Genomic DNA, 26144 nt, shown 5'->3' on the forward strand with positions numbered 1-26144 from the left:
TTTATAATGCACTACGGGTGAAGGATACTATTTTCTTAAAAGTGATAACATAGATTTTTCATTTTCATATTACACTTTTCCAAATAATTTTCAAATTGTTACCTGTGCTTTGGATAGTGAGGTTCGGATTGAGAAAGATCACCTGATATCTAACTATAAAAAAGATGCTGAATTTATTTCGACGATAACATGCAATTACTCAAAACCTATCAAAATAGAGTACCATGGAAAAGTAAATGAGGTGACAGTTTATTTTAAACCTTTAGGACTTAATTATTTTGTTAACGATATCAAGCGTTTTTACAAAAAGAAAAACTTTTCGGCGTTCTTACCAGAAAATGATTTTCGAAAACAAATGGAAATAGTCCTTACTAAAAATACTTTAGAAGAATCTATTGAGTGTCTGGAAATGTATTGGCTATCTCAATTTCAAAGAATAAATATTGAAAAGATTGAACTAATACTTACATTGTTAAATAAAATGAGTGTTCAAGAAGTTTCCGAAAAAATCGGAATTTCAAGGCAATATCTTCATAAGATTTTTAAATTATATCTAGGCAAAACGCCAAGTGAGTATAAGAGAATCCAAAGATTTAGAAACACTGTTGATTTCCCACAATCGGATTTAACTCAATTAGGATTGCAAAATATGTATTATGACCAGTCGCACTTCATAAAAGATGTATTGCATTTTACGAATACTTTGCCCAAAATTTTCTTTAAAACTATCGAATTCAAGACCACAAATCCTTGGTTGATAATTTAGTTTACAATTTTACAATTATGAATCAAATAAATCACTCAATTTTGCAATTCAATGTTATGTTATGAAATATTTAGTTCTAATGATTAGTTGTTTTTCGTTAATGAATTGCCAAGCGCAAAAATCATTAAATATAGATTTGAAGAAAGAATTAGAAGATATTCTTTTTAAGGATCAGATCTACAGAGAGTTTATTGATAGCGAAACGTCAGAAGAAAGAAAAAATGAAATAGCTAGAATCACAAATTTGTCTCGAGAAAATCTGCAACAAAGTGCGTGGACTCTAATTAATAAAATTGATGCAGAAAATATAATTAAGGTAGAAAAGATTATTTCTGAATTTGGTTATCCAGGCAAATCTCTTGTTGGCGAACCGGCGAATACTACAGTTTTCTATGTTGTACAGCACTCGGATAAAATTCAAAAGTATTATCCTCTAATTGAAGAGGCAGGTAAAAAAGGGGAATTGCCTTTTAAATATGTCGGAATGATGCTGGACAGAAAATTGACAAGTGAACAAAAACCGCAAGTCTATGGAACACAGCTGGCCTTTCGGATGATTACAAATCATAAAACTGGTAAACAGGAGAATTTTACTTATGTCTTACCAATTGAAGATTCTAAGAACGTGAATAAAAGAAGAAGAGAAGCGGGTTTCGAAACAACTGTCGAAGAAAATGCAAGGCGGTTTGGTATTGAATATAAAGAGTACACTTACGAAGAACTTGCTGAGATTAAATAAAAAAAGTGGAGCTTATTGCTCCACTTTTTCTTGTAACCAACCCAATTCTCCAAAGTGTTTTTTGAATTTTTGGATCTTTGGTCCAACTACAGCACTACAATAAGGCTGGTTTGGATTGGCATTGTAATAACCTTGGTGGTAAGCTTCTGCTGACCAGAATTTTTTGAAAGGAACGATCTCTGTGACATATTTCCCATTCCATTCCTGTTTAGCTTCCGATGCCTTCAAAGATTCTTCGGCCTCTTGTTTTTGTTTATCAGAATGATAGAAGATCGAGGATCTGTACTGCGTTCCGATATCATTGCCTTGTCTATTCAGAGTCGTAGGATTGTGTAAGAACCAGAACACTTCCAGCAACTGCTTGTAAGAAATGATCTTTGGGTCGTACGCAACTTCTATCACTTCCGCATGTCCAGTAGTTCCAGTTGATACTTCCTCATAAGTTGGATTATCTTTCTGTCCACCGGAATATCCTGAGGTTACAGATTCTACACCCTTCAGCATATGGAAACAACTCTCCACACACCAAAAACATCCGCCTGCCAAAGTGGCATATTCCAAATTGTTTTTATCCATTTTTTGATTTGTTAAAGGTTTTGATTTTTTCTCCTGCCCATTACAATTGACAAGGAAAAAGCTTAAGAATATCAATAAATAACGTTTCATTTTTGAGCAAGAAAAATCCTTTGATTTTCCTTGTTCTTAATAGCAAATATTATTCCCATTAAAAACGAACATCAAAGGATCTCTCTATCTCAATTATTTATTTTCCCAGACCAAGGCACTTGCACCAAGAATGGCAGCATCCGCTTCGTCCAGTTCACTGAAGACCAATTTCACCTTGGAGCGGAAAATGGGCAACAGGTTTCTTTCCATATGTAATTTTGCGGGCTTCAGAAGGAAATCTCCAGCTTTGATCACGCCTCCAAACAATAAGATCGCTTCAGGGGAAGAGAACATTACGAAGTTTGCTAATGCTTCTCCCAATTTCTGTCCAGTATATCTGAAAACTTCTATTGCTGTTGGGTCACCTTTTTTAGCACACTCATGAACTGTTTTGGAATTAATTGTCTCTTCCGGATATTGATTCAACATAGAATCCGGGAACTCAGCTCGGAATTTTTTAGCAGTGATAGCGATTCCGGTTGCAGAAGCGTAAGCCTCAAGACTGCCTTCAGAACCCGTGCTCCAGTGTTTTCTTCCACCAGGTTTCACAACCGTGTGACCTAGTTCTCCAGCAAATCCGTCGTGACCGTAGATCAGGCTTCCGCTAGCCACGATGCCACTTCCTACACCAGTTCCTAGGGTGATCATGATAAAATCCTTCATTCCTCTGGCAGCACCGAACATCATCTCTCCCAGTGCAGCTGCATTGGCATCGTTCGTCATTTTGCAAGGAACACCAAATTTTTTTGTCATCAATTCTGCGAAAGGAACTACACCTTTCCAAGGAAGATTAGGTGCTAATTCTATGGTTCCTGTGTAGTAATTGGCGTTTGGCGCACCAACGCCGATCCCATCCAGGGTGGTGTTGCTGGAAATTTTATCAATCAGAGGTTTGATGTTGACATACAAAGCCTCGATAAAATCTTCTACCTTTTTATACTCCTCTGTTTTAATTTGTCCTTTTGCGAGAATCTCTCCGCGGTGGTTCACCAAACCGAATTTGGTATTGGTTCCGCCAATATCTATACCTATGGCGATTTGTCGTGATAAATCAATTAATGACATCGATCAAAATTTTTAAGACCCTAAATTTAGAGAAAAGGAAATTAATATCAGGGAAATATTACATTAATTTTAAAAATTTGAAAGTTGTTTTTGGAGGAACGAAATTTAATATTTAAAGCAGATTTGTGTTTTGAAAAACAAAAAACCTGAATGGTAAAATTCAGGTTTCAATATCAATTATTTAATCTGTGTTTTCTTTCTTCGTCCCCACCAGATCATGAATCCAGTGATCGGCATTGAGGCAATGATCAAGCTGACAATGAAAGCGATGATCTTTGTCGGCAAGCCCAAGATCGCTCCAACGTGGATGTCATAATTGGCAGCAACGGTTTTCTCTCCGAAGTTCTTGTCTTTCGGGTCGTGCGTATGAAGCAGTTCTCCGGAGTTCTCATCAAAGATGAGGCTGCTGCTTTTGTGATAAGAGTAGGAGAGGTGTCTCACATAAACCTCGAAATTGGGATGTTCGTGATCATCGATATGTGGATGACCAAGGTCTAAACTAAAGCCGTAAGCTGACGGATATAGTTCTTTTACTTTGTCAGAGATCTTGTCCAGGGTTTTGTCTGTTCTCATCTCGACCGGTGCTTTTGTCGTGATCTTTGAGAAGTCTGGATACGCTGTTTCTCCTCCAGAAAATGTATAATAGATCATCGCTTGAACGACAAAAAATGCATAGAACAATCCGGTAATTGTAAGGATAAGAGCGAAAATAGAAGAGTAGAATCCTAGAATGTTATGGAGGTCATAATTCTTTCTTTTCCATTGTGTGGTGTCTTTCCATTGGAATTTGAAGCGTTGTTTTCGGGCTGCTTTATTCTTTGGCCACCAAAGGACGATTCCTGTAATCAGCATAATTAAGAAAATAACGACCGGAATCCCGACGACATAAGTTCCCCAATCCTGTTTCAGAAAAAAACTCCAGTGGATAGACTTTACGATAGCAAAAAATCCGTTTTTCTCATCATACATTTGCAGTACTTTTCCCGTATAAGGATTGACATAAGCTAGTTTGTAGATTGGAAATTCGTCAAAGTAATTCCATTGGTCGGGCTGATGTTCGTACCAATAGAATTGATAGGACATTTTCTTGTCGATCGGGACGTTGATCCAGTGGATCGGATACTTTTCTTTGGTCTGCTCATTGACCAATTTTTCCATCACACGGATCGGGAGCATTTGCTTTTGATCGATGTTTTGTTCGTTGTGGTAGATGTATTCTTTTCTGGAGAAATTTTCTACTTCATCTTTGAAAACGAACAATGCGCCCGTGATTGCGATAATAAAGATCAGTGTACCAATGGACAAGCCAAACCACAGATGTAGTTTGGCTGTCCATTTCTTAAAGAAACCAGGTTTCTTTTTATGATGATGTTTTTTCTTCATGCATTCAATTGGAATTTCGAAAAGTCAGAAAATGTATTTTCTGCTTAGATAATTAATTAGAACTTGTATCCGATGGACATTCTCCAGTTTCTTGGAGCATTATAGATCCAAGCATAGGAGCCATCGTCTGATCTGTAGCCACTATATAACTTTCTGTTAAGAACATTATTTAAAATTAGATTAACATCGAATTTTTTCGCAACATAAGAAATTCCAAAGTTTGTATCGAAATAATCTTCTAATCTCTGATCATTCTTCGCACTTGTCCCAAACCAGGATTGTCTTCCACCTTGATATTGATAACCTGCAGAAATACCGAATCCGTTTAGCAGGCCGTTTCCAAATCTATAGCTTAACCAGGTGTTTTGTACGTTTTTAGCATTCCCGGGAGATTGCTGTCCTATTCTTGTAGCATCACTATCTTTTACAGTTTTAGCGTCTGTATAAGCATAATTGATGATCACATTAAGGCCATTGATGATTTCACCTTTGATATCGGCTTCAAATCCTCTGGCTCTTTGCTCTCCTGTAGCTAATGAGAAGCCTAAGTTAGGATGTGCGGTATCTGATGTAAATATATTTTGTCTTCTGATTTCGTAAACTGCAAATGTAGAATTCCATTTGCCACCGAACCAGTCCTTTTTCATACCAATTTCCATATTTTGACCTTTGAAAGGCGTTGTAAGTGGCTGTCCTGCAACACTTGATTCTGAATATTGTATCGCTGATTGTGGCACAAATGTTTTATCAAAGACGCCATAGACAGAAAAGTCATCCTTGATAGAATAGCTTGCACCAACTCTTGGTGTAAATTCGCCTGCTGTATCCGGTGTAACTGCACCTAAATTAGGATAACCTGCAAAAGTTTTCCCTTTTGTATATCTACCCGCTAATGTAAGGCGAAGTTTGTTATCAAACATTTCTATTTGATCCTGCGCGTAGTAAGATGTATATTTTACGCCTTGGTCGTTATAGAAAGGAGCTGCAGGATTCAAAGTATAAAAGTCATCTGAAGGCAGCGTTGAAGGATCTACACCGTACTGCGGATTGTGAATATCGATAGGATAAACACCTGCAGCATAACCAGAGAAATCGGCATTGTATTTTCTATCTCCATAATCAAAACCAGCAATGATTTTGTGGACTACATTTCCTGTTTTCAAGCTACCTCTAAGGTAAGTCTGGAAAATATGATTTTTCCCTACAGCTTGCCAATTGCTCAATGTTCTGTTGAATATATTACTGTTAGTGGTATCAAAAGTTCCCCACCAAGAACCGCCATCATAATTCATGTCCATGTATGCGTATTGAGTGCTCCATGTCCAATCACTAAATAGTTTCTGATCTAAGCTAAGAAATAAACTTTGATCTTTTACTTCAGTTTGTTTGAAATTCTTATCATTATAGTTCGTGTGGACGCCAAGGCTCGCATAGCCATCATTGGACATCAAATAAGCGCCGGGCTGTGAGAATTTTAAAAACTGATAATTGTATTGTGCTGTAAAAGTTGTTGTTTTTGTAGGTCTGAATGTGATAGACGGAGCAACAGTAATTTTTTTAGTCTTATCATTTTCTACCCAAGATCCGTTCGTACTTCCCATAAGATTCAAACGGTAATCCAGAACGCCATCTTTGACAAGAACACCATCTAGATCGGCTTCTCCTCTGAAAAGATTATAACTTCCTGTTGTGAATCTGACAGAATTTTGAAATTTGCCAGTGGGTTTTTTAGTTACGATATTGTAAAAACCAGCAGGGTCTCCCATAGAGCCCATAAATCCAGCAGGTCCTTTTACAAACTCTATTCTGTCAATGATAGAAACATCCGGATTTATTGGTCCCCAAGTTGAGGTTACATTCATTCCGTTCATATAAGTTGCAATGCTTGCACCTCTCATAAATACGTTTGAATAGACATTGTCCCAATGTTCTACTTTTCTAGCACCACTTACATTTCTAACAATTCCTTCGGACATGTTTAACGTTATCTGATCGGCCAAAACTTGCGAGCTAATAGACTGTACGTTTTGAGGAAGTTCCAGAATAGGGGTTTGCAAACGCAACGATCCAGAAACTTCATTTAATTTATATTTTTGATAATATTTTCCATTTACTACCACCTCATCAATGTTACTTGATTTGATAGAGTCATTCTCCTGAGCATAAGCAAAAGTGGAAACTAGAACCACGGCACTTACAATAACTTTCTTCATTGCTAGAATAATTTTTTGTAAAGATATTATTTTTACTTATTCTAAATTAACAAACTTTATGATTTTTGTCATTTTGTTTAGAATTGATAAAAATAAAAAACCCGCTGAAAGTCAACGGGTTTTTATATTTTATGCTTTGAAGTCTCTTACGCTGGGATCTCTCCTTTGTATAAGAAAGAAACAATTTCTTTGTTCACTTTTTCTACCATCTCGCTGAAAAGGAAGAAAGATTCTTGCTTATAGATCACCAATGGGTCTTTTTGTTCGTAGACGGCTCCTTGCGAAGAACGACGTAGGTCATCCATTTCTCTCAAGTGCGTTTTCCAGTTCTCATCGATTATTGATAACGAAATATTCTTTTCGAAATCTGTGATCAACGATTCACATTTGGTTTCGTAAGCTTGTTGAAGGTCTGTTACAATGGTCATTGTTTTCGTACCATCAGTAAAAGGAACCTGGATCATTTTGAACATCGAACCTTGGTTAAGGAAAACGTTCTCGATAATTGGATATGCTTTTTCCTTAAGAAGATTTAGTCTTAGATCATAATCTTCTTTTGCCGCTTTGAAGACAATGTCTGTCAACGCAGGAATCTGAGTGCTTGAAAACTGAGATTCAGTCACTGGCGATTCCATTGTGAAATATTTGATGATATCGAATTCGAAATCTTTGTAATTTCCGGTTGCTTTGTGTTGAGAAACAATTGCTGCAGCTGTGTCGTAGATCATATTCACGATGTCGTACTTCAAGTGATCGCCGAACAATGCGTTCTTTCTACGTTTGTAGATCACGTCACGCTGTTTGTTCATTACATCATCATACTCCAACAATCTTTTTCTGACACCGAAGTTATTTTCCTCCACTTTTTTCTGAGCTCTTTCGATAGACTTGGAGATCATAGAGTGTTGAATCACTTCACCATCTTTATGTCCCATTCTGTCCATCATTTTCGCAATTCTTTCGGATCCGAAAAGACGCATCAAGTTATCTTCCAAAGAAACATAGAACTGAGAACTTCCTGGATCTCCCTGACGTCCAGCTCTACCTCTCAACTGTCTGTCAACACGACGCGAATCGTGTCTTTCTGTTCCGATGATCGCAAGACCACCGTTGGCTTTCACTTCTCCTTTCAGTTTGATATCCGTTCCTCTACCTGCCATGTTGGTTGCAATGGTTACAACACCAGCACCACCAGCTTCAGCTACGATCTCTGCTTCTTTCTTGTGAAGTTTCGCATTCAGAACATTGTGAGGGATTTTTCTTAAGCTTAATGCTTTTGACAACAATTGAGAGATCTCAACAGAAGTCGTACCAACCAAAATAGGTCTTCCAGCTTCAACTAATTTTTCGATCTCCTCGATCACTGCATTATATTTTTCACGATTGGTCTTGAAAACCAGATCTTGTCTGTCATCTCTCTGGATCGGTCTGTTGGTAGGAATTACAACAACATCCAGTTTGTAGATCTGCCAGAATTCTCCTGCTTCTGTTTCCGCCGTTCCGGTCATTCCCGCTAGTTTGTTGTACATACGGAAGTAGTTCTGCAAAGTAACCGTCGCAAACGTTTGCGTTGCTGCTTCGATCTTTACATTTTCTTTCGCTTCGATCGCCTGGTGAAGTCCGTCAGAATAACGTCTTCCTTCCATAATACGACCTGTTTGCTCATCAACGATTTTTACTTCGCCATCAATCACCACATATTCATCATCTTTTTCGAATAATGTATAAGCTTTCAATAATTGATTTAAAGTATGGATACGCTCAGATTTGATAGAGAAATCTCTGTATAATTCTTCTTTCGCAGCAAATTCTTCTTCTTTGGAAAGGTTTTTCTTCTCGATATCTGCGATCTCAGTTCCGATGTCCGTCAAAACGAAGAATTGTTGATCCTCGTTACCAGCAGACATATATTCTACACCTTTATCGGTCAAATCGATTTGATTGTTTTTCTCATCGATCACGAAATAAAGATCTTTATCTACGATTGGCATGTCACGGTTGTTGTCCGCCATATATTGACCTTCAACTTTTTGAAGCAACGCACGGTTTCCGCTTTCTGACAAGAATTTGATCAATTGTCTGTTTTTCGGAAGACCTCTGTATGCTTGCAATAATTTGAATCCGCCTTCTTTGGTTTTACCAGCAGCGATCAATTTTTTTCCTTCGTTGAAAAGAACAGAAACGGTTTTCTTTTGAACTTCCACAATTCTGTCAACGGAAGGTTTCAAAACATCATATTCCTGTCTGTCTCCTTGTGGAACCGGACCAGAAATGATCAATGGCGTTCTGGCATCATCTATCAAAACAGAATCCACCTCATCCACGATAGCAAAGTTCAATTCTCCCTGAACCAATTCAGTTGGAGAGGTCACCATGTTATCTCTCAAGTAATCGAAACCAAATTCGTTGTTGGTCCCGTAAGTGATGCTTGCTTGGTAAGCTTTTCTTCTTGCGTCTGAGTTTGGCTGGTGAAGGTCGATACAATCGATGTTCATACCGTGGAATTCGTACAACGGTCCCATCCAAGCGGAGTCACGTTTCGCCAAATAGTCATTGACAGTTACTACGTGAACACCACGGCCAGGAAGTGCATTAAGATAGATAGGTAAAGTTCCAACGAGCGTTTTCCCTTCTCCGGTTGCCATCTCAGCAATTTTTCCTTGGTGAAGTACTACACCACCGATAAACTGCGTGTCGTAATGAACCATGTCCCAAACGACAGGTGTTCCTGCAGCATCCCACTTGTTTTTCCAGACAGCGATGTCACCTTCCAGCACTACAAAATCTTTTGTGGCTGCCAGTTCGCGGTCTCTGTCTGTAGCGGTTACACGGATCTCTCCGTTTTGAGCCAGACGACGAGAAGTTTCTTTTACCAAAGCAAATGCTTCTGGAAGAACTTCTGCCAATACCTTTTCTTCCACATCATAAGACTCTTTTTTCAGAGTTTCGATTTTGGTGAAAAGGGCTTCTTTCTCGTCAACGTTGCTTGAGTTTTTTATCTGCTCTTTAGTTTCTTCGATTTGGGTTGTAAAATTGGCAGTTGCAGTTTTTATTTTATTTTTAAATTCTGCTGTTTTATCTCTCAGTCCATCATCAGATAATGCTTGGATTCCAGATTCTACTGTTTTAATTTTTGCGACAACTTTTTTTACTTCTTTAAGATCTTTTGCATTTTTGTCTCCCAAAAAACTTTTAAGAACGGTATTTAAAAAACTCATAATTTGCTATTTGCTGTTTGCACTCAGCTTTTGGCCAACTGCGTTATTTATTTAAAAGAATGGCAAAAGGTAAAAACCAAGAGCCAAAAAAACGAATTAATATTCGTCCTCGTTCCAGAGGTAATCCTCGTCTGTAGGATAATCGCTCCAGATCTCGTCGATCGCGTCATAGATCTCACCTTCGTCCTCGATGGCTTGTAGGTTTTCTACAACTTCCATAGGCGCTCCGGTTCTGATAGCGTAATCAATCAATTCTGCCTTGGTCATCGGCCAAGGTGCATCACTAAGGTAAGATGCTAATTCTAATGTCCAATACATAATTTAAATTTTTTGCAAAAGTAAAAAATTAGGTGATACTTTATACACTTTTCTACTGATTTTCAACAATATTTAAAAATTATTTTATTTAATATTTAAATTCGATTGTCGTCGTGGCGTATTACTGCGGATTTCCCAAAAACCATTCCACAAATTTTTTTATGCCATTTTGGAAGTTTGTGCTTGGTGCATATCCTATCAAAGTCCTTGCTTTCGTGATGTCAGCATTGGTTTTGTGGACATCACCGGGCTGCATTGGTAACATTTTTCTGTTGGCTTTTTTTCCAATTGTATTTTCCAGGGTTGTGAGCATTTCGCTTAGCGTAATCACTTCACTTTCCCCGAGGTTGATGATCTCATAAACGTTCTCGTTGGTCTGCAGATATGTGACAGATTTCAAGATTCCATCAATGATATCATCGATGAAAGTATAATCTCTAGCTGTAGAACCATTGCCGTAGAAAGGGATTTCTTGATTTTCGGAAATCAGTCTCGTGAATTTGTGAATAGCGAGATCCGGTCTTTGTCTCGGCCCGTAAACCGTGAAAAACCTCAGTTGGATCATATCGATATAATAAAGGCTGTGGTAAACATGTCCTATGATCTCGCCACATTTTTTTGTCGCTGCGTAAGGCGAGATCGGATTGTCTACATTGTCAGTTTCAGCGAAGGGAATTTTCTCATTGTTGCCGTAAACACTTGATGATGAGGCGCAAACAAATTTTATGATTCCGAAGTCTTTGCAAAGTTCCCACAGATTCTGAGTGCCTCGGACATTCACTGCCTCATATTCCAAAGGACGTTCAATGGAAGGACGAACGCCAGCCAGAGCCGCCAAATGAATGACCAGATCGATTTTATGATTTTTGAAGATCTCTTCCAGACCTTCTTTGTCCCGAATATCTTGATGATAAAGCTGGTAATAATTTGATTTGGTTTCAGTTGAAAGTTTTTGAATGTCGGATTCCTTATCTGTGAAATTAAATTCAGATTTTGAAGCTAAAGATTCCAAAGTATTTTGAACTTTGATCTTATAATTGTAAAAATCGTCGAAGTTGTCAATATTAATGACAGAATGTCCATTTTTCAAAAGTTGTTCTACTAGATGAGAACCTATAAATCCACTGCCGCCAGTAACAAGATAATTCATGGTTGATTGTTGAATATTGCAAATTTAGGTATTATTTTTTCTAAAAAAGTTTTAACAAATCTTCATATTTGTCTAGAAAAGCGACTAATGATCTTTTTCGTTCTAATTCTTGGATTTTTATAAACATAAAATATAATCCCAATGATAAAATAAGTAAGACTATGATCAAAAAAGAAGAAGAAAAATTTGCTCTTGCAGGAGAATAGTCAAAATGCACTTGGTCTAATTTTTCCTTTAGGTCCGGATCAATATCTGCTTTTTTCAAATAATTCTTAAAATGATGCACTTCATTTGAAACCATTACAAGGTCGTCCGCGCTCAAAAAAGCCTTTTTGGAATTGTCTAAAATGTAGTTTAATAGAAAAGCAAAATGTTTTCTCAATTTTTGTTTGTCACCCATAGATCTGTGTTTTGAACAAAAATAAATCTTTTTCTGTATTTTTACTAAAATTATAACAAAATGCAATTCTCCGGACAAATCCTGAAAATGATCTCTCAAAACGGAAAACCGATCCAATATTATCTCAACCTGAATGGCGACCTCATCAATATGAATCAGCTTTTTGGAAAAGAACTTCGCATCAAACATATTGGCTACCAATGCGTGAATTGCGGAAGTGATGAGAAGGTCTACCGAATGGGATTCTGCAAAAAATGCTTCTTCGAAAGTCCGTATGCGAGCGACTCAATTATCCGCCCGGAACTTTCCACGGCACATCTTGGAGTTGGAGAAAGAGATCTGGAAGTTGAAAAACAGATTCAGCTGGTTCCGCACATTGTTTATTTGGCTTACACAGGCGATGTGAAAGTGGGTGTGACCAGAGAAACCCAAATCCCCACCAGATGGATCGATCAAGGTGCGACTTTCGCTTTGCCGATCGCCATCACGGAAAACCGTTACGAAGCTGGAATGATAGAGGTGGAACTGAAAAAACACGTTGCAGATAAGACCAATCCCAAGAAAATGCTTTTGGACGATTATGAAGACACATTGGATCTGATTGATTTCCGAAATAAAATTGCAGACTATTTTCCTAATGATTTCAAGAGGTTTGCGGTGAGCGAGGATAATATTATCAAACTGGATTTTCCTTATGAGAAACCGGAGAAGATCAATGTTTTCACGTTGGACAAGAAACCAGAATTCAATGGCGTTTTGAAGGGAATCAAAGGGCAATATCTTGCTTTTGAAGGTGATGATTTCATTAATGTTCGCGGGCACGAAGGTTATGTGGTGGAGTTGACGGTTTAAAAAATTAAAACCATAAAAGGCACAAAAGCCATTATTTTGTTTAGGTTTATCAAAAGTTAAAAAAGGAATACTATTTTCAAAAATTGTCTCGTTGCTCTTATGAATGATTTAATTTTTAGATTTTCTTTTGTGGTTCAAAGACTTTAAAAGGAAAAGGCATTTAAAGTTGGAACGGTTTTTAGTAATCAATTAGTGAGAAAAAATTAGATGAAAAAAACTTTAAAGGTTACCGGAATTGCTCTGGGAAGTATTTTGCTTCTCATTCTGATAGTGAATATCGGATTCACGCTTTGGCTCAAGTATCAGCTTCCGGATTACATCAAAAATAAAACACCTTACGCAATCACCTACAAGACCTTGAATGTCGAGATTCTCAGCGGAAGTATTTCGGCAGACGGAATTTTAATTAAATCTAAAAATCCAAATGACAAAAAAGTTTTGGCAATTGATGGGTTTGTAAGCGGTTTGAATATCAGCCGATTGGGAATCATTGATTTGATCAAAAATAAAAAGATCAACACCAATTCTATCAGATTGACGAATCCACGTTTTAAAATTAGATTGGCTCAAAAGAAAACGAAAGATTCCGTAAAAGAGCCAATGCCTTTTCTAATCAGAAACATTGATATCACCAAAGGAAACTTCGAAGTCATTAAACCAGACGACTCAAAAGTTTTCGCCGCAAAAGACCTTGATCTTGAGGTCAAAAATCTGAGCCTGAACGATAATCCAGACGAATTGCCGTTTGCGCTGGATAGTTATAAAATCACTGCGAAACATTTCTTCGCAAGAATCAGTGATGTTTACACCATTAATTCTTCTGATGTCAAAACCAATAATAGTCAATTGGAAATCAATGATTTTGAGCTGAAATCGGTTTTGGGTTTCAAAGATTGGGAGAAAAGTTTTACGAAACAGAAAAGTCTTTTAACAATCAAAAGCAAGAAGATTTCCTTCAATGATTTGGTTTTTGATAAGACCAAATTGAATCTGACAAATGCGCAGTTCCTTGACCCAGAATTTGTTATTCAAAATAGAGATCAGAAAGTCATTAAGCCAAAAGATCCAAAGAAAAACGGAATCGATTTGAATTTTGCCAACATTGATATCAAAAATGGGAAATTATCAATACTGAAATCCAACGGCGAAAAATCCTTGTCACTTGCAAAATTTGATGCTAATGTGAAAGATTTGATAATGGACGATGAAACTTCGAAGAACAAATTGCCATTTAAGTTCAAAGATTATAAAATCGTTGGAAAGACGTTTTTTTATGATTCAGGGAAATATTATAATATCAGTTTGTCAAGCTTTAATATGTCTTCGCAATCGATTGATTTGATGAATTTTAAAATGATTCCAAAAATGTCGCGTGCCGAATTCGTAAGGACGATTCCGATGGAAGATGACCAATTCAATATTTCGGCAAACAGAATTCTACTTTCAGGTGTCGATTGGACTTTCGAAAAAGAACTTGACCTTCATTTGAGATCAGCAAAACTTGACCAAGTGGATGCGAACATTTTCCGAAGCAAAATTCCGAAAGATAATCCAAAAGAAAAATTGCTTTATTCCAAAGTTCTTAGAACTATAAAATTCCCTTTGATTGTTGATAATCTGAATCTTATAAACTCAAAATTGGTCTACGAAGAAGATAAGCCGGACAACAATGGTCCTGGAAAAGTGTTCTTCACCAATTTTAATTTGAACGTCAAAAATCTTAATTCCAACAAAAAGAAAGGCGCCAATACGAAAGTCCCGATTGTGATCAATTGCAAGTTTATGGGCGTTTCTCCAATGAAAGTGAATTGGAACTTTGATACCTCAGATCTACGGGACAACTTCACGATTGGTGGTTACATCAATGATCTTCCGGCAAATGACATCAATCCATTCGTCAAACCTTACATGAATATTACGGCGACTGGTGCTATTACAAGTCTTAATTATAATTTCAAAGGGAACAATGACATTATGAATGGGAAATTCAAAATTACTCATAAAGATTTGAAAGTAAGTTTGATAGACAAGGAGACCAAAGAGAAAAAGAAATTCCTATCTGGCGTTGCCAACCTTTTGATAAAGAAAGATTCTCAGAAATTCCCGGAATCTGTGGACATCTATGTTGAGCGGAACAAGGAAAGATCGTTCTTCAATTTTTATTGGAAAGGCATCGAGGATGGACTCAAGAAAACCTTACTAATTGTTAAAATCTAAAAATACAAAACCCTGCCTTTCAACGGACAGGGTTTTTATATTATTACAGAAAGGATTTTTAGAAATCAAATTCTTCTTTTTGTTCGTCTTCTTCTATTTTCTTTAAAAATTCATCAAATTCTGGTCCGCTGTAGTTGCTGTTGGCGCCGTAGGAATCGATGATCATGGCCTGGTTGCCATAGATGTCCTGCAAAAGATATAAGGCTACATTATCGCCTGGATCGCTTGCACCTTCGAATCTGTAAGTTCGGATGATCTTCAGATCTTCAGGTTTATAGACAATTCCTTCATCTCGCAGCACAAATTTTTTATCCTCGTTCATTAGAATTTCTTTGGTGATGCCTTTTTGTCTTAGTTTTTCCATCACTTCGGAAAGTGTAAGCATTGGTTTCGGATTATTCATAATGATATTTTTTTATTGATGCTAAAAGTAAATCAAATCACGAACCAAAAAAAAGACCTTACAAAAATTGTAAAGTCTTAAAAAAATAAAAGTTATGAAAAATTAAATTATCCTTCTCTTTACAGATCGAGATAAATTACTTGTTAACCTTGTAACGCTTGTCTGGCGTTCCATCCTTTTTCAAGGTTTTTGCGGCTTTGTATCGTTTGTCCGGAGTTCCGTCTTTTTTCATTTTCACATCTGGTGTGTTTGCCACTTTTGCGGCTTTTGCTTCCACAGATGTTTTAGAAGTTTTCGTTTTAACTTCTGTTTTCGTTGCTTTTGCAGCTGGTGTTGTTTGTGCTGATGCTAATCCTATTCCTAAGGTAAGCAGCAAAGTTGTCAGTAGATTTTTCATGTCTCTGTTGTTTTGGTTTAACAAATTTATAGTAATAATTGATTAAAAATGAGAATTATAAAACTTTAACCAGAAATTATAATAGCTTAAAATCTCCTTAAAATTAAAAATTAAAACGATACGCCAAGCTGATATTTAGCAAAGTGGCTTTGGAATAAAATTTTTCGATATCTGGATTCTGATTGCCGATCCTGGAGTTGTAAAAATTAAGTTTTCCACCAAGTACAATTTCCTGCACGCCTTCTACATCCAATACATAGATGGCTTTCGCACCAAGGTTTAGTCCACCGTTACCTTCAGAGAATTCCCCCGAATTATCTAAAAAAGGACTTTTCATCCTGTAAGTAGTGTAGCCCACAATCTCTTCGACGAAGAACTCTTCTGTGATCTTGTCTTTGTGGAAAATATACCAATCGAAACTGTTCATAGACGGCGCTCCCAGATAGCCGGACAATTCTGGTTTTTTTAGAGTGGCAAGAAAGTAAGTGTACTCTACGCCAAGACCAAAATTCTTATAAAGATTGGTATTGAGTCCAATACCAAATCCATAAAAATAATCGAAAGATTCACTTAGGAAATTATTGCCAAGAGAGGTCATCACTTTCACATGCGGATCGACGGAAAATCTGACATTCTCTGTCCAATTCTGCTTTCTGCGCTGTGCTGACACAGAAATTGAAAAGATAACGATGAAAAAAAGAATAGATTTTTTTATCATTTCAAAGTGATGTCATTAAAGATAACATAGGTCACACCATCCGGAATCTCGATGCTGAGGGAATCTGCGGATATTTTACAACCTGGCGTTTCTGTAGAAAAGGATTTGATCTTGAAGTTTTTCAGTTGCAGTTTGTAAGCGTCTTTTTCATAAGGCCCAGCCAGAACAAAACTGCCGCTTTCTTTTGGATATGTTTCGGCGATGATCTTTTTGTTGTTCACCAGATGGATCGGGTCTTCCAAAAATTTCCCGTCGGAGTAAGTAATCTTTCCTTCCGCATAGGCTCGGAAGATATTGGCATCGTCATCTTTGCATTGTGGCAAGAGAATTGACATCAAGCAGAAAAAAGATAATATTTTGAATGAAAATTTCAATTGAGCATGACTTAATGAATGTAAAATTAAAACTAATTTTTCTTAAAAATAGTATCTTTGCAAAGAATTACGATTCCGGGAACAAGCTCGGAATCGTTTTCCTGTTTACATATATTTGATATGCAATTAAAAAAAATCAATGAAAATCTACTTCCAGACTTGCTCAAGAAAGAATTTGGGAGTGAGATATTTTCACAATTAGATCATAATCAACATATTTCTGTGAAAGGAAGTGCTGGTTCGGCGGTTTCTATTTTCACGGCAGAATTGTTTCTGGCTCAGAAGAAAAATATTCTTTTCATTACGGATGACAAGGAAGATGCGCTTTACGTGAACTCAGAAATGGAAGATCTGCTAGGGAAAGAAAATATACTTTATTTTCCGGCGACGCATTTGGAACCTTATCAGGTTGAGAAAACTCAGAATGCCAATTTGGTTTTAAGGACTGAGGTCATTAATAAAATAAATTCTGGCAAATCTCCGAAAGTCATCGTTGCTTTCGTTGGTGCGATGTCGGAAAAAGTGTTGAAGAAAGAAGACTTCAAAGCGATCTCTCATCAGATCAAAGTGGGCGATCAATTGGATTTTGATTTTGTGGATGAGTTGCTGAATCATTACCAATTCAACCAAACCGATTTTGTTTCTGAGCCGGGAGAATTCTCTGTTCGTGGCGGGATTGTGGATGTTTTTTCTTTTTCTAATGAAAAACCTTTCCGAATCACATTTTTTGGTAATGAGGTAGAAAGTATAAAGACTTTTGACATAGAATCTCAACTTTCATTGGATAAGATCACAGAATTCCAGTTGGTTTCCAATATGAATTTTTCGGTTTCCGGCAACAAAGTTTCGTTCTTCGAATTGCTTTCTGATGACAGTTTGATCGTTTCAAAGAATCTATTTCTTGGCGTAAAGAAAGTCAAGGATTTTTATGAAAAATCGTTTGAGAAATTTGAAACTTTAAGCAAAGAGATCAGTCATAGAAAGCCAGAAGAATTGTTTATTTCCGAAAATGAATTCCAAAATAAACTGATCAAATTCAAAACCATCGATTTCAGTTCGCAACCTTTTGCACTTCCGAAAATCAAAACGCTGGAACTCAACCAAACGCAACAGCCAAGTTTCCACAAAAATTTCGAATTGTTGATTGAAGACCTTGAAGAAAAACAAATTCTCGGTTTTGATACTTGGATCTCTTTCTCATCTGAAAAACAACGTGAAAGATTGCAATCGATTTTTGAAGAATTGGAACATCAGATTCCGTTCAAAAGTTTCAAATCCGAACTTCATCAGGGATTTGTGGATTTGGAACACAAGATCCTGGTTTATACGGATCATCAGATCTTCGACCGTTATCAGCGTTACAAATCCAAAGATACGTTTGCAAAATCTGAACAACTGACTTTAAAGGACTTGATGTCTTTGAAGATTGGCGATTACATTGCGCACATTGATCATGGGATTGGAAAATTTATGGGATTGGTAAAGGTGAATAATGATGGAAAAATTCAGGAATGTTTCAAACTGGTTTATAAAAATGGCGATCTGCTTTATGTGAGTATCCATTCATTACATAAAATTTCAAAGTACAACGGACCGGATGGAAAAGAAATAGTTCTCAGCAAACTTGGTTCGCCTGCTTGGAAATCCTTAAAACAAAAAACAAAAGCGAGAGTAAAACAGATTGCATTTGACTTAATCAAACTTTATGCTCAAAGGAAAACCGCGAAAGGATTCCAATATTCACCGGATTCTTATCTTCAAAATGAGTTGGAGGCGAGTTTCCTTTACGAAGACACACCGGATCAGGAAAAAGCGACTTTCGATGTGAAACGCGATATGGAAGATGAAGGCGTGATGGATCGTTTGATCTGTGGCGATGTAGGTTTCGGGAAAACGGAAATTGCGATTCGTGCGGCTTTCAAAGCGGCAACTGACAGCAAGCAGGTAGCGATTTTGGTTCCGACAACGATTTTGGCTTTCCAACATTACAGAAGTTTCAAAGAACGATTGAAAGATTTTCCGGTCAATATTTCTTACTTAAATAGATTCAGAACTGCGAAACAGAAATCAGAAACTTTAGCAGGTCTTAAAGACGGAAAAGTTGATATTGTGATTGGAACTCATCAACTGGCTTCTGAGAAAGTGAAATTCAAAAATTTAGGTTTGTTGATCATTGATGAAGAACATAAATTCGGAGTTTCGGTAAAAGATAAACTGAAGACGATGAAAACCAATGTCGATACGCTGACATTGACGGCAACGCCGATTCCAAGGACTTTGCAATTTTCATTAATGGCTGCACGAGATCTTTCGGTCATCAAAACACCCCCGCCAAATCGTCAGCCTGTAGACACGAGTATCATTGGTTTCAGTGAGGAGATTATTCGTGATGCGATTTCGTACGAATTGCAGCGGGACGGACAGGTTTATTTCATTAATAATAGGATCGAAAACCTGAAAGATATTGCAGGATTGATTCAGCGTTTGGTTCCGGATGCGAAAGTCGTGATTGGCCACGGACAGATGGAAGGGAAACAATTGGAGCAGAATGTCCTCGATTTTATGGATGGAAAATATGACGTTCTGGTCGCGACTACCATCATCGAAAGTGGCGTTGACGTTCCGAATGCGAATACGATTTTCATTAATGATGCTCACAGATTTGGAATGGCTGACGTTCACCAAATGCGTGGACGAGTTGGGCGGAGCAACCGAAAAGCGTTTTGTTATTTGATAACGCCGCCGTTTGATATGATGACTTCTGATGCGAGAAAACGATTGGAAGCAATCGAGCAATTTTCTGACCTGGGAAGTGGATTCCAGATTGCAATGAAGGATCTGGAAATTCGTGGCGCGGGCGATTTGCTTGGAGCTGAACAAAGTGGTTTCATCAATGAAATGGGATTTGAAACCTATCAGAAAATGATGCAGGAGGCTTTGGAAGAACTGAAAGATGATGAGGATTTTGAGGATCTTTTTGAAAATGAAGAAGACCGTCAGAAATTATTCAAATCCAATAAAGAAGTCAATATCGATACAGATTTGGAGTTGATGTTGCCAGATCATTATGTGAGTTCGACTGAGGAAAGATTGTCATTATACCAGAAATTAGCCGAAATCAGTAATGCTTTTGATCTGACAGCATTTGAAAATGAACTGAAAGACCGATTCGGAGAATTACCGGATGAAGCAATTAATCTATTGAAATCTGTGGAGCTGAAATGGCTGGCTGCGGAAATTGGATTTGATAAATTGGTCGTGAAGAACAAAGTATTCCTCGGTTATTTCCCGGCAAATCCTCAGGACAAATTCTATCAAAGTGATAAATTCAAAAAAATAATTGCCTACCTCACACAAAACCCGAAGGAAGCAACGTTAAAAGAAAAGAACAACCAGCTGATGATGCGGAAAGATAATGTAACAAATGTGGAAGAGGTGAATCTGGTCTTGAACAGGATTTTAGCGTAGAGGATTTATTTTAAAAAGTTAACTTTGCAAACACAACAATAATCAATGAAAAATTTATTTTATTATTTATCTCTCATCTTCGGTATTTTGATGCTTTCTTCGTGTGATCCCAATCAGGACGGCAACGGAGATTTTTTGATAGGTATAGATTATGACCCAAACACGAATCCTGGCGGAAACAATGGGGGAACAACGAAGTTTCTTTCCAAGGTGACAAGTGTTGACTCCGATGGCGAACAAACAACAGTTGACTATATCTACACAGCCAATAAACTAACAACTGTCAAAAGCCAATTTGTTGATGGAAGTGAAACAGCTGTTCTAAGTTATCAAAACGATCAGATCTCTCATGTCGAAATTACTACAACTGAATTGGGGGAGACCACATTAACAAAATTGGACTTGATTTACACCACAGGAAGATTGACATCCGCATCTGGTACCACAGAGTCCAATGGCGTGTTGTTGTATAAATCAACCAATGATTTCACTTATAATGGAGAAAAAGTAAGCAAAGTGGTTACAAAAATGAATGTAGAGGATTCTGAAAATCCAGGACAGTTTGTTTTAGAATATGATGTGACGAGTAATATCACCTTTGCTGGAAATAATATTTCTAATTGGAAATTGGCTACAACGACAGTGCCTTTGGGGCCAATTTCAATTCCGCCAATCGTTCTAGAATCTGAATTGAGCAATTATGACATTAACAAGAATCCATTTGCAACGTTACCTATGGCGTACAACATTCTCTCCACACATTACAACACTTCCAACCAAGGAATATTGGGATTGTCTGCAAATAATTATCAAGCAGTAAAGGTGACTGCAATGGGCGTCTCACAATCTCTTACAATGGCTTACACCTATGATGAAGCTGGTTATCCTAAAACCATGAACTCCAACGCGGGAGACAAATTAACTTTTTTATATAAGTAATGAAATATCTGATTGTCGGCATTGGTAACAAAGGGGAAGAATATGCAGAAACGCGACATAACATAGGTTTTAAGGTAGCGGAAAAGATCGCTGAGAAAATAGAAGCGCCCTTCAAATCTTCAAACTTTGGACTTCTTGCTGAAGGCAAATACAAAGGCAGAAAGGTCTTCGTCCTAAAGCCTGATACTTACGTAAATCTTTCAGGGAATGCAGTGAAATTTTGGATGCAGAAGGAGAATATTCCCTTAGAAAATATTTTGATCATTACAGATGACCTTGCGCTGCCATTTGGTTCTTTGAGAATGAAAATGAAAGGTTCCGATGCCGGCCACAATGGTTTAAAAAGCATCCAGTCACAGCTGAATACTCAGAACTATCCAAGATTAAGATTCGGGATCTCTGCAGAATTCTCAGAAGGGAAGCAGGCGGATTATGTTCTCGGAAAATGGAACGAGGAAGAAAAAGAAAAACTTTCTGAAAGAATCGAAAAGTTTTCCCAAGCCAGTTTGTCTTTTGTTTTTGCAGGCATTCAGAATACGATGACTGCTTTTAATGGGAAATAAGTAAGCCGGATAAAATAAATTACCCGGCCTACAACCTAATTAATTGTATAAAGAAAATATTTTTAGATCCAAGTGACCACACCCGTCTCAACATCGTAATTGGCACCTACGATCTTGATCTTGCCTTCGTCCTCAAGTTTTTTAAGTGTAGAACTTTGAGCGCGAATTTCCCCAATGGCGTTTCCTACATTACTTTGATTCAGTCTCTCCAACAGGTCTTCATTTTTAGAAGAACGCTCTTCACCGTCTTTGATAATATCTTTGATGATGTGATCGAAATGACCGATCAAGTGGTTTAGGTTGTCCATTCCCAGACCTTCGATGGCTGCTGCGTCCAAACCACCTTTCAATGCGCCACATTTGGTGTGACCTAGAACGACAACCAGTTTAGAACCCGCCACGTTACAACCAAATTCCATAGAACCAAGAATGTCCTGATTCACAAAGTTACCAGCGATCCTTACGCTGAAGATATCACCCAGACCTTGATCGAAGATCAATTCTGCAGACGTACGGCTGTCTATACAGCTCAAGATCACAGCAAACGGCCATTGTCCTGCACGCGTGTCGTTGATCTGAGACAAAAGATCTCTGTTCGCTTTAAGGTTTTTAACGAATCTTTCGTTGCCTTCTTTCAGGATATCAAGCGCTTTGTCAGGTGTAATGGTCGTTTGTGTTTCGAATGTATGTGCTTTCATATTTTTAAATTTAAATAAAGTATCAATGTTAATGTTCTGCAATTTTTACATTGCTCTTCTATGATTGACGATCACGTGCGAATCTTCATCGCTCGCATAGTCTCTGTAAGACGTTTTGAAGCCTTGTAATTCAACTTCTATGTCTTCTTCTTTGGCTCTTACATTGGCAAAGTCCTGAATCATTTCCAAAACATCTGTTGTGATGTAAGAGGTTGTTTTTGCATCAATGATGACTTTGGAGCCAGATTTTACGTTTTTTAAGGTTTTCTTGATGGCTGCTTTGTTCAAGAAAGAAACTTCCTCTGCCAACTTGATCGTGATCTCGTCTGCATCGTCCAAAGTCTCTTTGCTCAGATAATAGGCACGTTTCATATTTCCCTGAAGAATGTAGAAAACGGAGATCAATAATCCAATTCCGACACCTTTCAAAAGATCCGTGAAAACAACGGCCAAAACGGTTGCTACAAAAGGAATGAACTGGTGTTTTCCATTGTGCCAGAAATGTTTGAAAGTCGCTGGTTTCGCCAATTTGTATCCGACTAAAATCAATACTGCTGCCAAAGTTGCCAGTGGAATCAGGTTTAATATAACTGGGATTGATAAGACGCAGAGCAATAACAAAACCCCGTGAATGATTGCGGATGCTTTGGATGTCGCTCCAGCATTGGCGTTGGCAGAACTTCTTACAACCACAGACGTCATCGGCAACCCACCAATGAAAGAACTGATCAGGTTTCCGATTCCCTGCGCTTTCAGTTCAAGATTGGTATCGGTAATTCTCCTTCTCACATCCAGTCTGTCCGAGGCTTCGATACAAAGCAAAGTCTCGATAGATGCTACAATTGCGATGGTTGCGCCTGCGATCCAAACTTTAGGATTCATAAATCCGTTGAAATCCGGGAATGTGATCAGGTTTTTGAAATCTTCCAATGAACTGGGTGTTGGCAAAGTCACCAAATGTTTTTCAGAAATTGCCAATGAACTTCCTGACATTTTGAAAAATTCATTCAACAAAATTCCCGCGATCACTGCAACCAATGCGCCGGGCAAGAGCTTTAACCTTTTCAGAAAAGTAATATGATCCCAAGCCAACAATATGGCTACAGAAACCAAAGTCACGATGATAGCTCCTGGGTGGACTGCTCCAAACAATTCTGAGAAGTAGCCGAAGTTAAGACCTTTGTCAAATATGGATTCATGGCCTTCATAATCACTGTCAAAACCCAGTGCATGCGGAATTTGTTTTAGAATAATGATAATTCCAATACCAGCCAGCATCCCTTCGATGACATTATTTGGGAAGTAGTTTGAGATGCTACCCGCCCGGATAAATCCTAAGATTAACTGGAGAATTCCCGCAATGATCCCCGCGCAAAGGAATAACTCAAACGCGCCAAGATCGGTGATAGCGACCAAAACAATGGCCGTCAAACCTGCAGCTGGACCAGAAACGGAGATGTTGGAATTACTAATGAATCCGACAACGATCCCACCTACGATTCCAGCAATTACGCCAGATAATGGCGGTGCTCCTGATGCTAACGCAATCCCAAGACAAAGTGGCAATGCCACAAGAAAAACGACAAGACCGGAAGGAAAATTCTCTTTGATCCCTCCAATCAAAGATTTTGATTTTTGCATAATAATATAGCAGAAGTCACTGATAATGAATATCAATTATTCTAAAAAAGTGTTGATTGACTTAATACAGAACGAAGCCTACTGTTTAATAAAAACAGCAAACAAGAATAACGTTTTTAAATAAAAACGCAAATGAATTAAGCTTCTGGAGGAGGAGAGAATATACTCAAGTAAGGCGAAAAATAGATATTGGTCTCCCAATTTGATGTTGTATTTTTCTGAGGGACAGCTTCATAGAATTTCAAAAAATCATGAATGTCCAAAGTTTTAGGAAGAGTCTTTTCGTAGAGTACAAAAGTATGAGCCTGAGTTTCTTCCTCATTCATTATAATATTGGTTCTCGGTAATTCCCAACCAAACATTGCGGCAATCCCAGGAAGAGCCGTAAAGTTAAGAAAAATCGATAATACTATAATACTCAAGTACTTCATATAAATTTTTAGATGAGGTTTTTGTTGTTCTTTTTGCTCATCACCCAATCAGAATCTGTCAGATTGTAGATCTTTTGGATATCTTTCAAGATCTTCTCAAAATCGATTTCCAGATCGATGATCTTTCCTGTTCTAAGGTCAAAAACCCAACCATGAACGATCGGATATTCGTCTAAAATATAACGTTCCTGCACGCAGGCCATTTTTATCACATTGATGCATTGCTCCTGAACATTCAGTTCCACAAGGCGATCATATTTTTTATCAGCATCCACAGAATCCAATTCTTCCTGATGAAGCCTGTAAACATCTCTAATGTTTCTCAGCCAAGGATTCAATAGTCCAAGATCCTGAGAGGTCATCGCTGCTTTTACGCCACCACAATTGTAATGTCCACAGACGATGATGTGTTTCACTTTCAGATGTTCCACTGCGTATTGGATCACCGCTGTAGAACTCATGTCCAAAGTGTTGACCACGTTGGCAATATTTCTGTGTACAAAAACTTCGCCTGGCCCTACGCCCATCAGTTCCTCTGCTGTTGCGCGACTGTCGGAACAGCCGATGTAGAGGTAATCAGGGTGCTGTGTTTTAGCAAGGTCGTGGAAATAATTCGGATTGTCCGCTAGTTTTCCTTCGACCCATTTTTTATTGTTTTCGAAAATACCTTCGTAAGAGTTTGTCATCACAATAAAGTTTGCTGATTCAGCATTATTGATTTGGTGCAGTTATTTTTAAAAATTAATAGACTAAATCAATAATTACACAAAAATATGTTATAAAAATTTAAAATCACAAGTTTTTAACAAAGTTTAATATTGAAAAATCGACAGTCTATAAAAGAAAATGGAATGTGGAGGCAGAAAGTTAGTATTTTGGTTCTTCGAAAAATTACTTTTGCTAAATGTGAGGGTTAATATTAGGCAAAGCACTCTAATTCCTCTAAAAGATAAATATGAATAAAAATATTAAATTTTATATAGTTACATTTTCATTATTCTGCTTTAGTTGCTTTGCTCAAAATCAAAAAAATAATGATCATTTTATATCAATACATTCATAGATTCCTTCTTAGAGAATTTGATAAGCAAAGATGTTAATCTGAGTAAACATTTATCTTACAATAATAAGCTTAAAAGATAATGATGGGAATTATAACATTGATTTTGCACTTACAAGTGGAGATTTAAAAACGCTAAAAATAATATCCTCAAAAGAAGTTAAAGTGAAATATGGTAATGTTGAAATTTTATTAGATGGGAAAACCTTTGAAGATTTTGATTTTTTGAAAAAGTCGGTAAAAAAGACAAAAAAGGTTTTTGAAAATAAAACCTTGTCTAAAGATAATCATGCTTTTTATGATGAAGATTATGTATGGAGCTCTTTTTTTAATGAAAAAGGAGAATTGATAAATCTGTATATCCCTGAAGAGAAAGACTCAGCATTTAAAATTTATGAAAATTTGAAAAATAAAATTGAGATAACTCCTGACTTTAAAACTTTAGATTTTAACCCGTAGTGCATT

The 26144-nt window shown here is 37.4% G+C and carries 24 protein-coding genes; 8 read left to right on the forward strand and 16 right to left on the reverse strand.

The genetic code is table 11. The features are described 5' to 3' along the window. Positions 1 to 109 precede the first annotated feature (109 nt). A complete protein-coding gene (locus tag AXA65_RS12100; RefSeq protein ID WP_063970363.1) occupies positions 110 to 766 on the forward strand; it encodes a helix-turn-helix domain-containing protein in 657 nt (218 codons plus the stop codon). Between the two features lie 61 nt (positions 767 to 827). After that, positions 828 to 1505 (forward strand): DUF6624 domain-containing protein, encoded by a 678-nt coding sequence (locus tag AXA65_RS12105; RefSeq protein WP_063970364.1) that lies wholly within the window; start codon positions 828 to 830, stop codon positions 1503 to 1505. Positions 1506 to 1517: 12 nt separating this feature from the next. Here AXA65_RS12105 and msrA read toward each other — a convergent pair whose 3' ends face one another. The 8 genes from msrA to AXA65_RS12145 all read right to left on the reverse strand — a co-directional run bounded on the left by msrA (position 1518) and on the right by AXA65_RS12145 (position 11918). After that, positions 1518 to 2171 (reverse strand): peptide-methionine (S)-S-oxide reductase MsrA, encoded by a 654-nt coding sequence (msrA, locus tag AXA65_RS12110; protein WP_063970365.1) that lies wholly within the window; start codon positions 2169 to 2171, stop codon positions 1518 to 1520. 93 nt (positions 2172 to 2264) lie between these two features. Beyond that, positions 2265 to 3236 carry an ROK family protein gene (locus AXA65_RS12115; RefSeq protein ID WP_063970366.1) on the reverse strand — a complete coding sequence of 324 codons (972 nt, stop codon included), beginning with the start codon at positions 3234 to 3236 and terminating at the stop codon, positions 2265 to 2267. A gap of 177 nt (positions 3237 to 3413) precedes the next feature. After that, positions 3414 to 4619: a PepSY-associated TM helix domain-containing protein gene (locus AXA65_RS12120; protein ID WP_063970367.1), complete on the reverse strand. Its 1206-nt coding sequence runs from the start codon at positions 4617 to 4619 to the stop codon at positions 3414 to 3416. A 56-nt stretch (positions 4620 to 4675) separates the two neighbouring features. After that, complete coding sequence (locus tag AXA65_RS12125) at positions 4676 to 6832, reverse strand: TonB-dependent siderophore receptor (protein WP_063970368.1); 2157 nt, start codon at positions 6830 to 6832, stop codon at positions 4676 to 4678. Positions 6833 to 6978: 146 nt separating this feature from the next. Beyond that, positions 6979 to 10050, reverse strand: coding sequence for a preprotein translocase subunit SecA (gene secA, locus AXA65_RS12130; RefSeq protein WP_063970369.1), 3072 nt, complete (start codon positions 10048 to 10050; stop codon positions 6979 to 6981). Positions 10051 to 10146: 96 nt separating this feature from the next. Beyond that, the gene (locus tag AXA65_RS12135; RefSeq protein ID WP_027382805.1) at positions 10147 to 10368 is read right to left on the reverse strand and encodes a DUF2795 domain-containing protein; all 222 of its coding nucleotides are present in this window, start codon (positions 10366 to 10368) and stop codon (positions 10147 to 10149) included. Between the two features lie 121 nt (positions 10369 to 10489). After that, complete coding sequence (locus AXA65_RS12140) at positions 10490 to 11518, reverse strand: GDP-mannose 4,6-dehydratase (protein ID WP_063970370.1); 1029 nt, start codon at positions 11516 to 11518, stop codon at positions 10490 to 10492. Between the two features lie 40 nt (positions 11519 to 11558). Beyond that, complete coding sequence (locus AXA65_RS12145) at positions 11559 to 11918, reverse strand: hypothetical protein (protein ID WP_063970371.1); 360 nt, start codon at positions 11916 to 11918, stop codon at positions 11559 to 11561. 60 nt (positions 11919 to 11978) lie between these two features. On the opposite strand from AXA65_RS12145, the gene AXA65_RS12150 reads away from it, so the two are divergent. Together AXA65_RS12150 and AXA65_RS12155 are read left to right on the forward strand one after the other, a co-directional pair. Next, a complete protein-coding gene (locus AXA65_RS12150; protein WP_063970372.1) occupies positions 11979 to 12770 on the forward strand; it encodes a DUF2797 domain-containing protein in 792 nt (263 codons plus the stop codon). Positions 12771 to 12977: 207 nt separating this feature from the next. After that, positions 12978 to 14987 carry a hypothetical protein gene (locus AXA65_RS12155; RefSeq protein ID WP_063970373.1) on the forward strand — a complete coding sequence of 670 codons (2010 nt, stop codon included), beginning with the start codon at positions 12978 to 12980 and terminating at the stop codon, positions 14985 to 14987. A 58-nt stretch (positions 14988 to 15045) separates the two neighbouring features. Here the strand turns inward: AXA65_RS12155 and AXA65_RS12160 are convergent, their stop codons facing one another. The 4 genes from AXA65_RS12160 to AXA65_RS12175 form a co-directional block, all read right to left on the reverse strand. Next, a complete protein-coding gene (locus AXA65_RS12160) occupies positions 15046 to 15390 on the reverse strand; it encodes a hypothetical protein (protein ID WP_063970374.1) in 345 nt (114 codons plus the stop codon). Between the two features lie 136 nt (positions 15391 to 15526). Further along, on the reverse strand, positions 15527 to 15787 hold the full coding sequence (locus AXA65_RS12165) for a hypothetical protein (protein ID WP_063970375.1): 261 nt from the start codon (positions 15785 to 15787) through the stop codon (positions 15527 to 15529). 103 nt (positions 15788 to 15890) lie between these two features. Then, complete coding sequence (locus AXA65_RS12170; protein WP_063970376.1) at positions 15891 to 16505, reverse strand: hypothetical protein; 615 nt, start codon at positions 16503 to 16505, stop codon at positions 15891 to 15893. Then, positions 16502 to 16840 (reverse strand): hypothetical protein, encoded by a 339-nt coding sequence (locus AXA65_RS12175; protein ID WP_063970377.1) that lies wholly within the window; start codon positions 16838 to 16840, stop codon positions 16502 to 16504. The genes AXA65_RS12170 and AXA65_RS12175 overlap by 4 nt, the downstream gene beginning before the upstream one ends. Positions 16841 to 16999: 159 nt before the next feature. Between AXA65_RS12175 and mfd the strand changes: the two genes are divergently transcribed. The 3 genes from mfd to pth are packed head-to-tail and all read left to right on the forward strand — an operon-like array spanning position 17000 to position 21849. Further along, positions 17000 to 20347 carry a transcription-repair coupling factor gene (gene mfd, locus AXA65_RS12180; protein WP_063970378.1) on the forward strand — a complete coding sequence of 1116 codons (3348 nt, stop codon included), beginning with the start codon at positions 17000 to 17002 and terminating at the stop codon, positions 20345 to 20347. 45 nt (positions 20348 to 20392) lie between these two features. Continuing rightward, on the forward strand, positions 20393 to 21286 hold the full coding sequence (locus tag AXA65_RS12185) for a hypothetical protein (RefSeq protein WP_063970379.1): 894 nt from the start codon (positions 20393 to 20395) through the stop codon (positions 21284 to 21286). Continuing rightward, positions 21286 to 21849: an aminoacyl-tRNA hydrolase gene (gene pth / locus AXA65_RS12190; RefSeq protein ID WP_034963378.1), complete on the forward strand. Its 564-nt coding sequence runs from the start codon at positions 21286 to 21288 to the stop codon at positions 21847 to 21849. The genes AXA65_RS12185 and pth overlap by 1 nt, the downstream gene beginning before the upstream one ends. 62 nt (positions 21850 to 21911) lie before the next feature. On the opposite strand, the gene AXA65_RS12195 is transcribed toward pth, so the two are convergent. The 4 genes from AXA65_RS12195 to AXA65_RS12210 form a co-directional block, all read right to left on the reverse strand. Next, complete coding sequence (locus AXA65_RS12195; RefSeq protein ID WP_063970380.1) at positions 21912 to 22547, reverse strand: carbonic anhydrase family protein; 636 nt, start codon at positions 22545 to 22547, stop codon at positions 21912 to 21914. A 45-nt stretch (positions 22548 to 22592) separates the two neighbouring features. Next, positions 22593 to 24188 (reverse strand): SulP family inorganic anion transporter, encoded by a 1596-nt coding sequence (locus tag AXA65_RS12200; RefSeq protein WP_063970381.1) that lies wholly within the window; start codon positions 24186 to 24188, stop codon positions 22593 to 22595. Between the two features lie 137 nt (positions 24189 to 24325). Next, entirely contained in the window at positions 24326 to 24619 is a 294-nt protein-coding gene (locus AXA65_RS12205) for a hypothetical protein (protein ID WP_063970383.1), read from the reverse strand. Positions 24620 to 24627: 8 nt separating this feature from the next. Next, positions 24628 to 25305, reverse strand: coding sequence for a carbonic anhydrase (locus AXA65_RS12210; protein ID WP_034973430.1), 678 nt, complete (start codon positions 25303 to 25305; stop codon positions 24628 to 24630). A gap of 539 nt (positions 25306 to 25844) precedes the next feature. Here AXA65_RS12210 and AXA65_RS12215 point away from each other — a divergent pair. Continuing rightward, entirely contained in the window at positions 25845 to 26138 is a 294-nt protein-coding gene (locus tag AXA65_RS12215; RefSeq protein ID WP_063970382.1) for a hypothetical protein, read from the forward strand. The last annotated feature ends 6 nt before the right edge of the window (positions 26139 to 26144 follow it).

This window comes from Chryseobacterium sp. FP211-J200 (assembly GCF_001643375.1).
Lineage (GTDB): Bacteria > Bacteroidota > Bacteroidia > Flavobacteriales > Weeksellaceae > Epilithonimonas > Epilithonimonas ginsengisoli.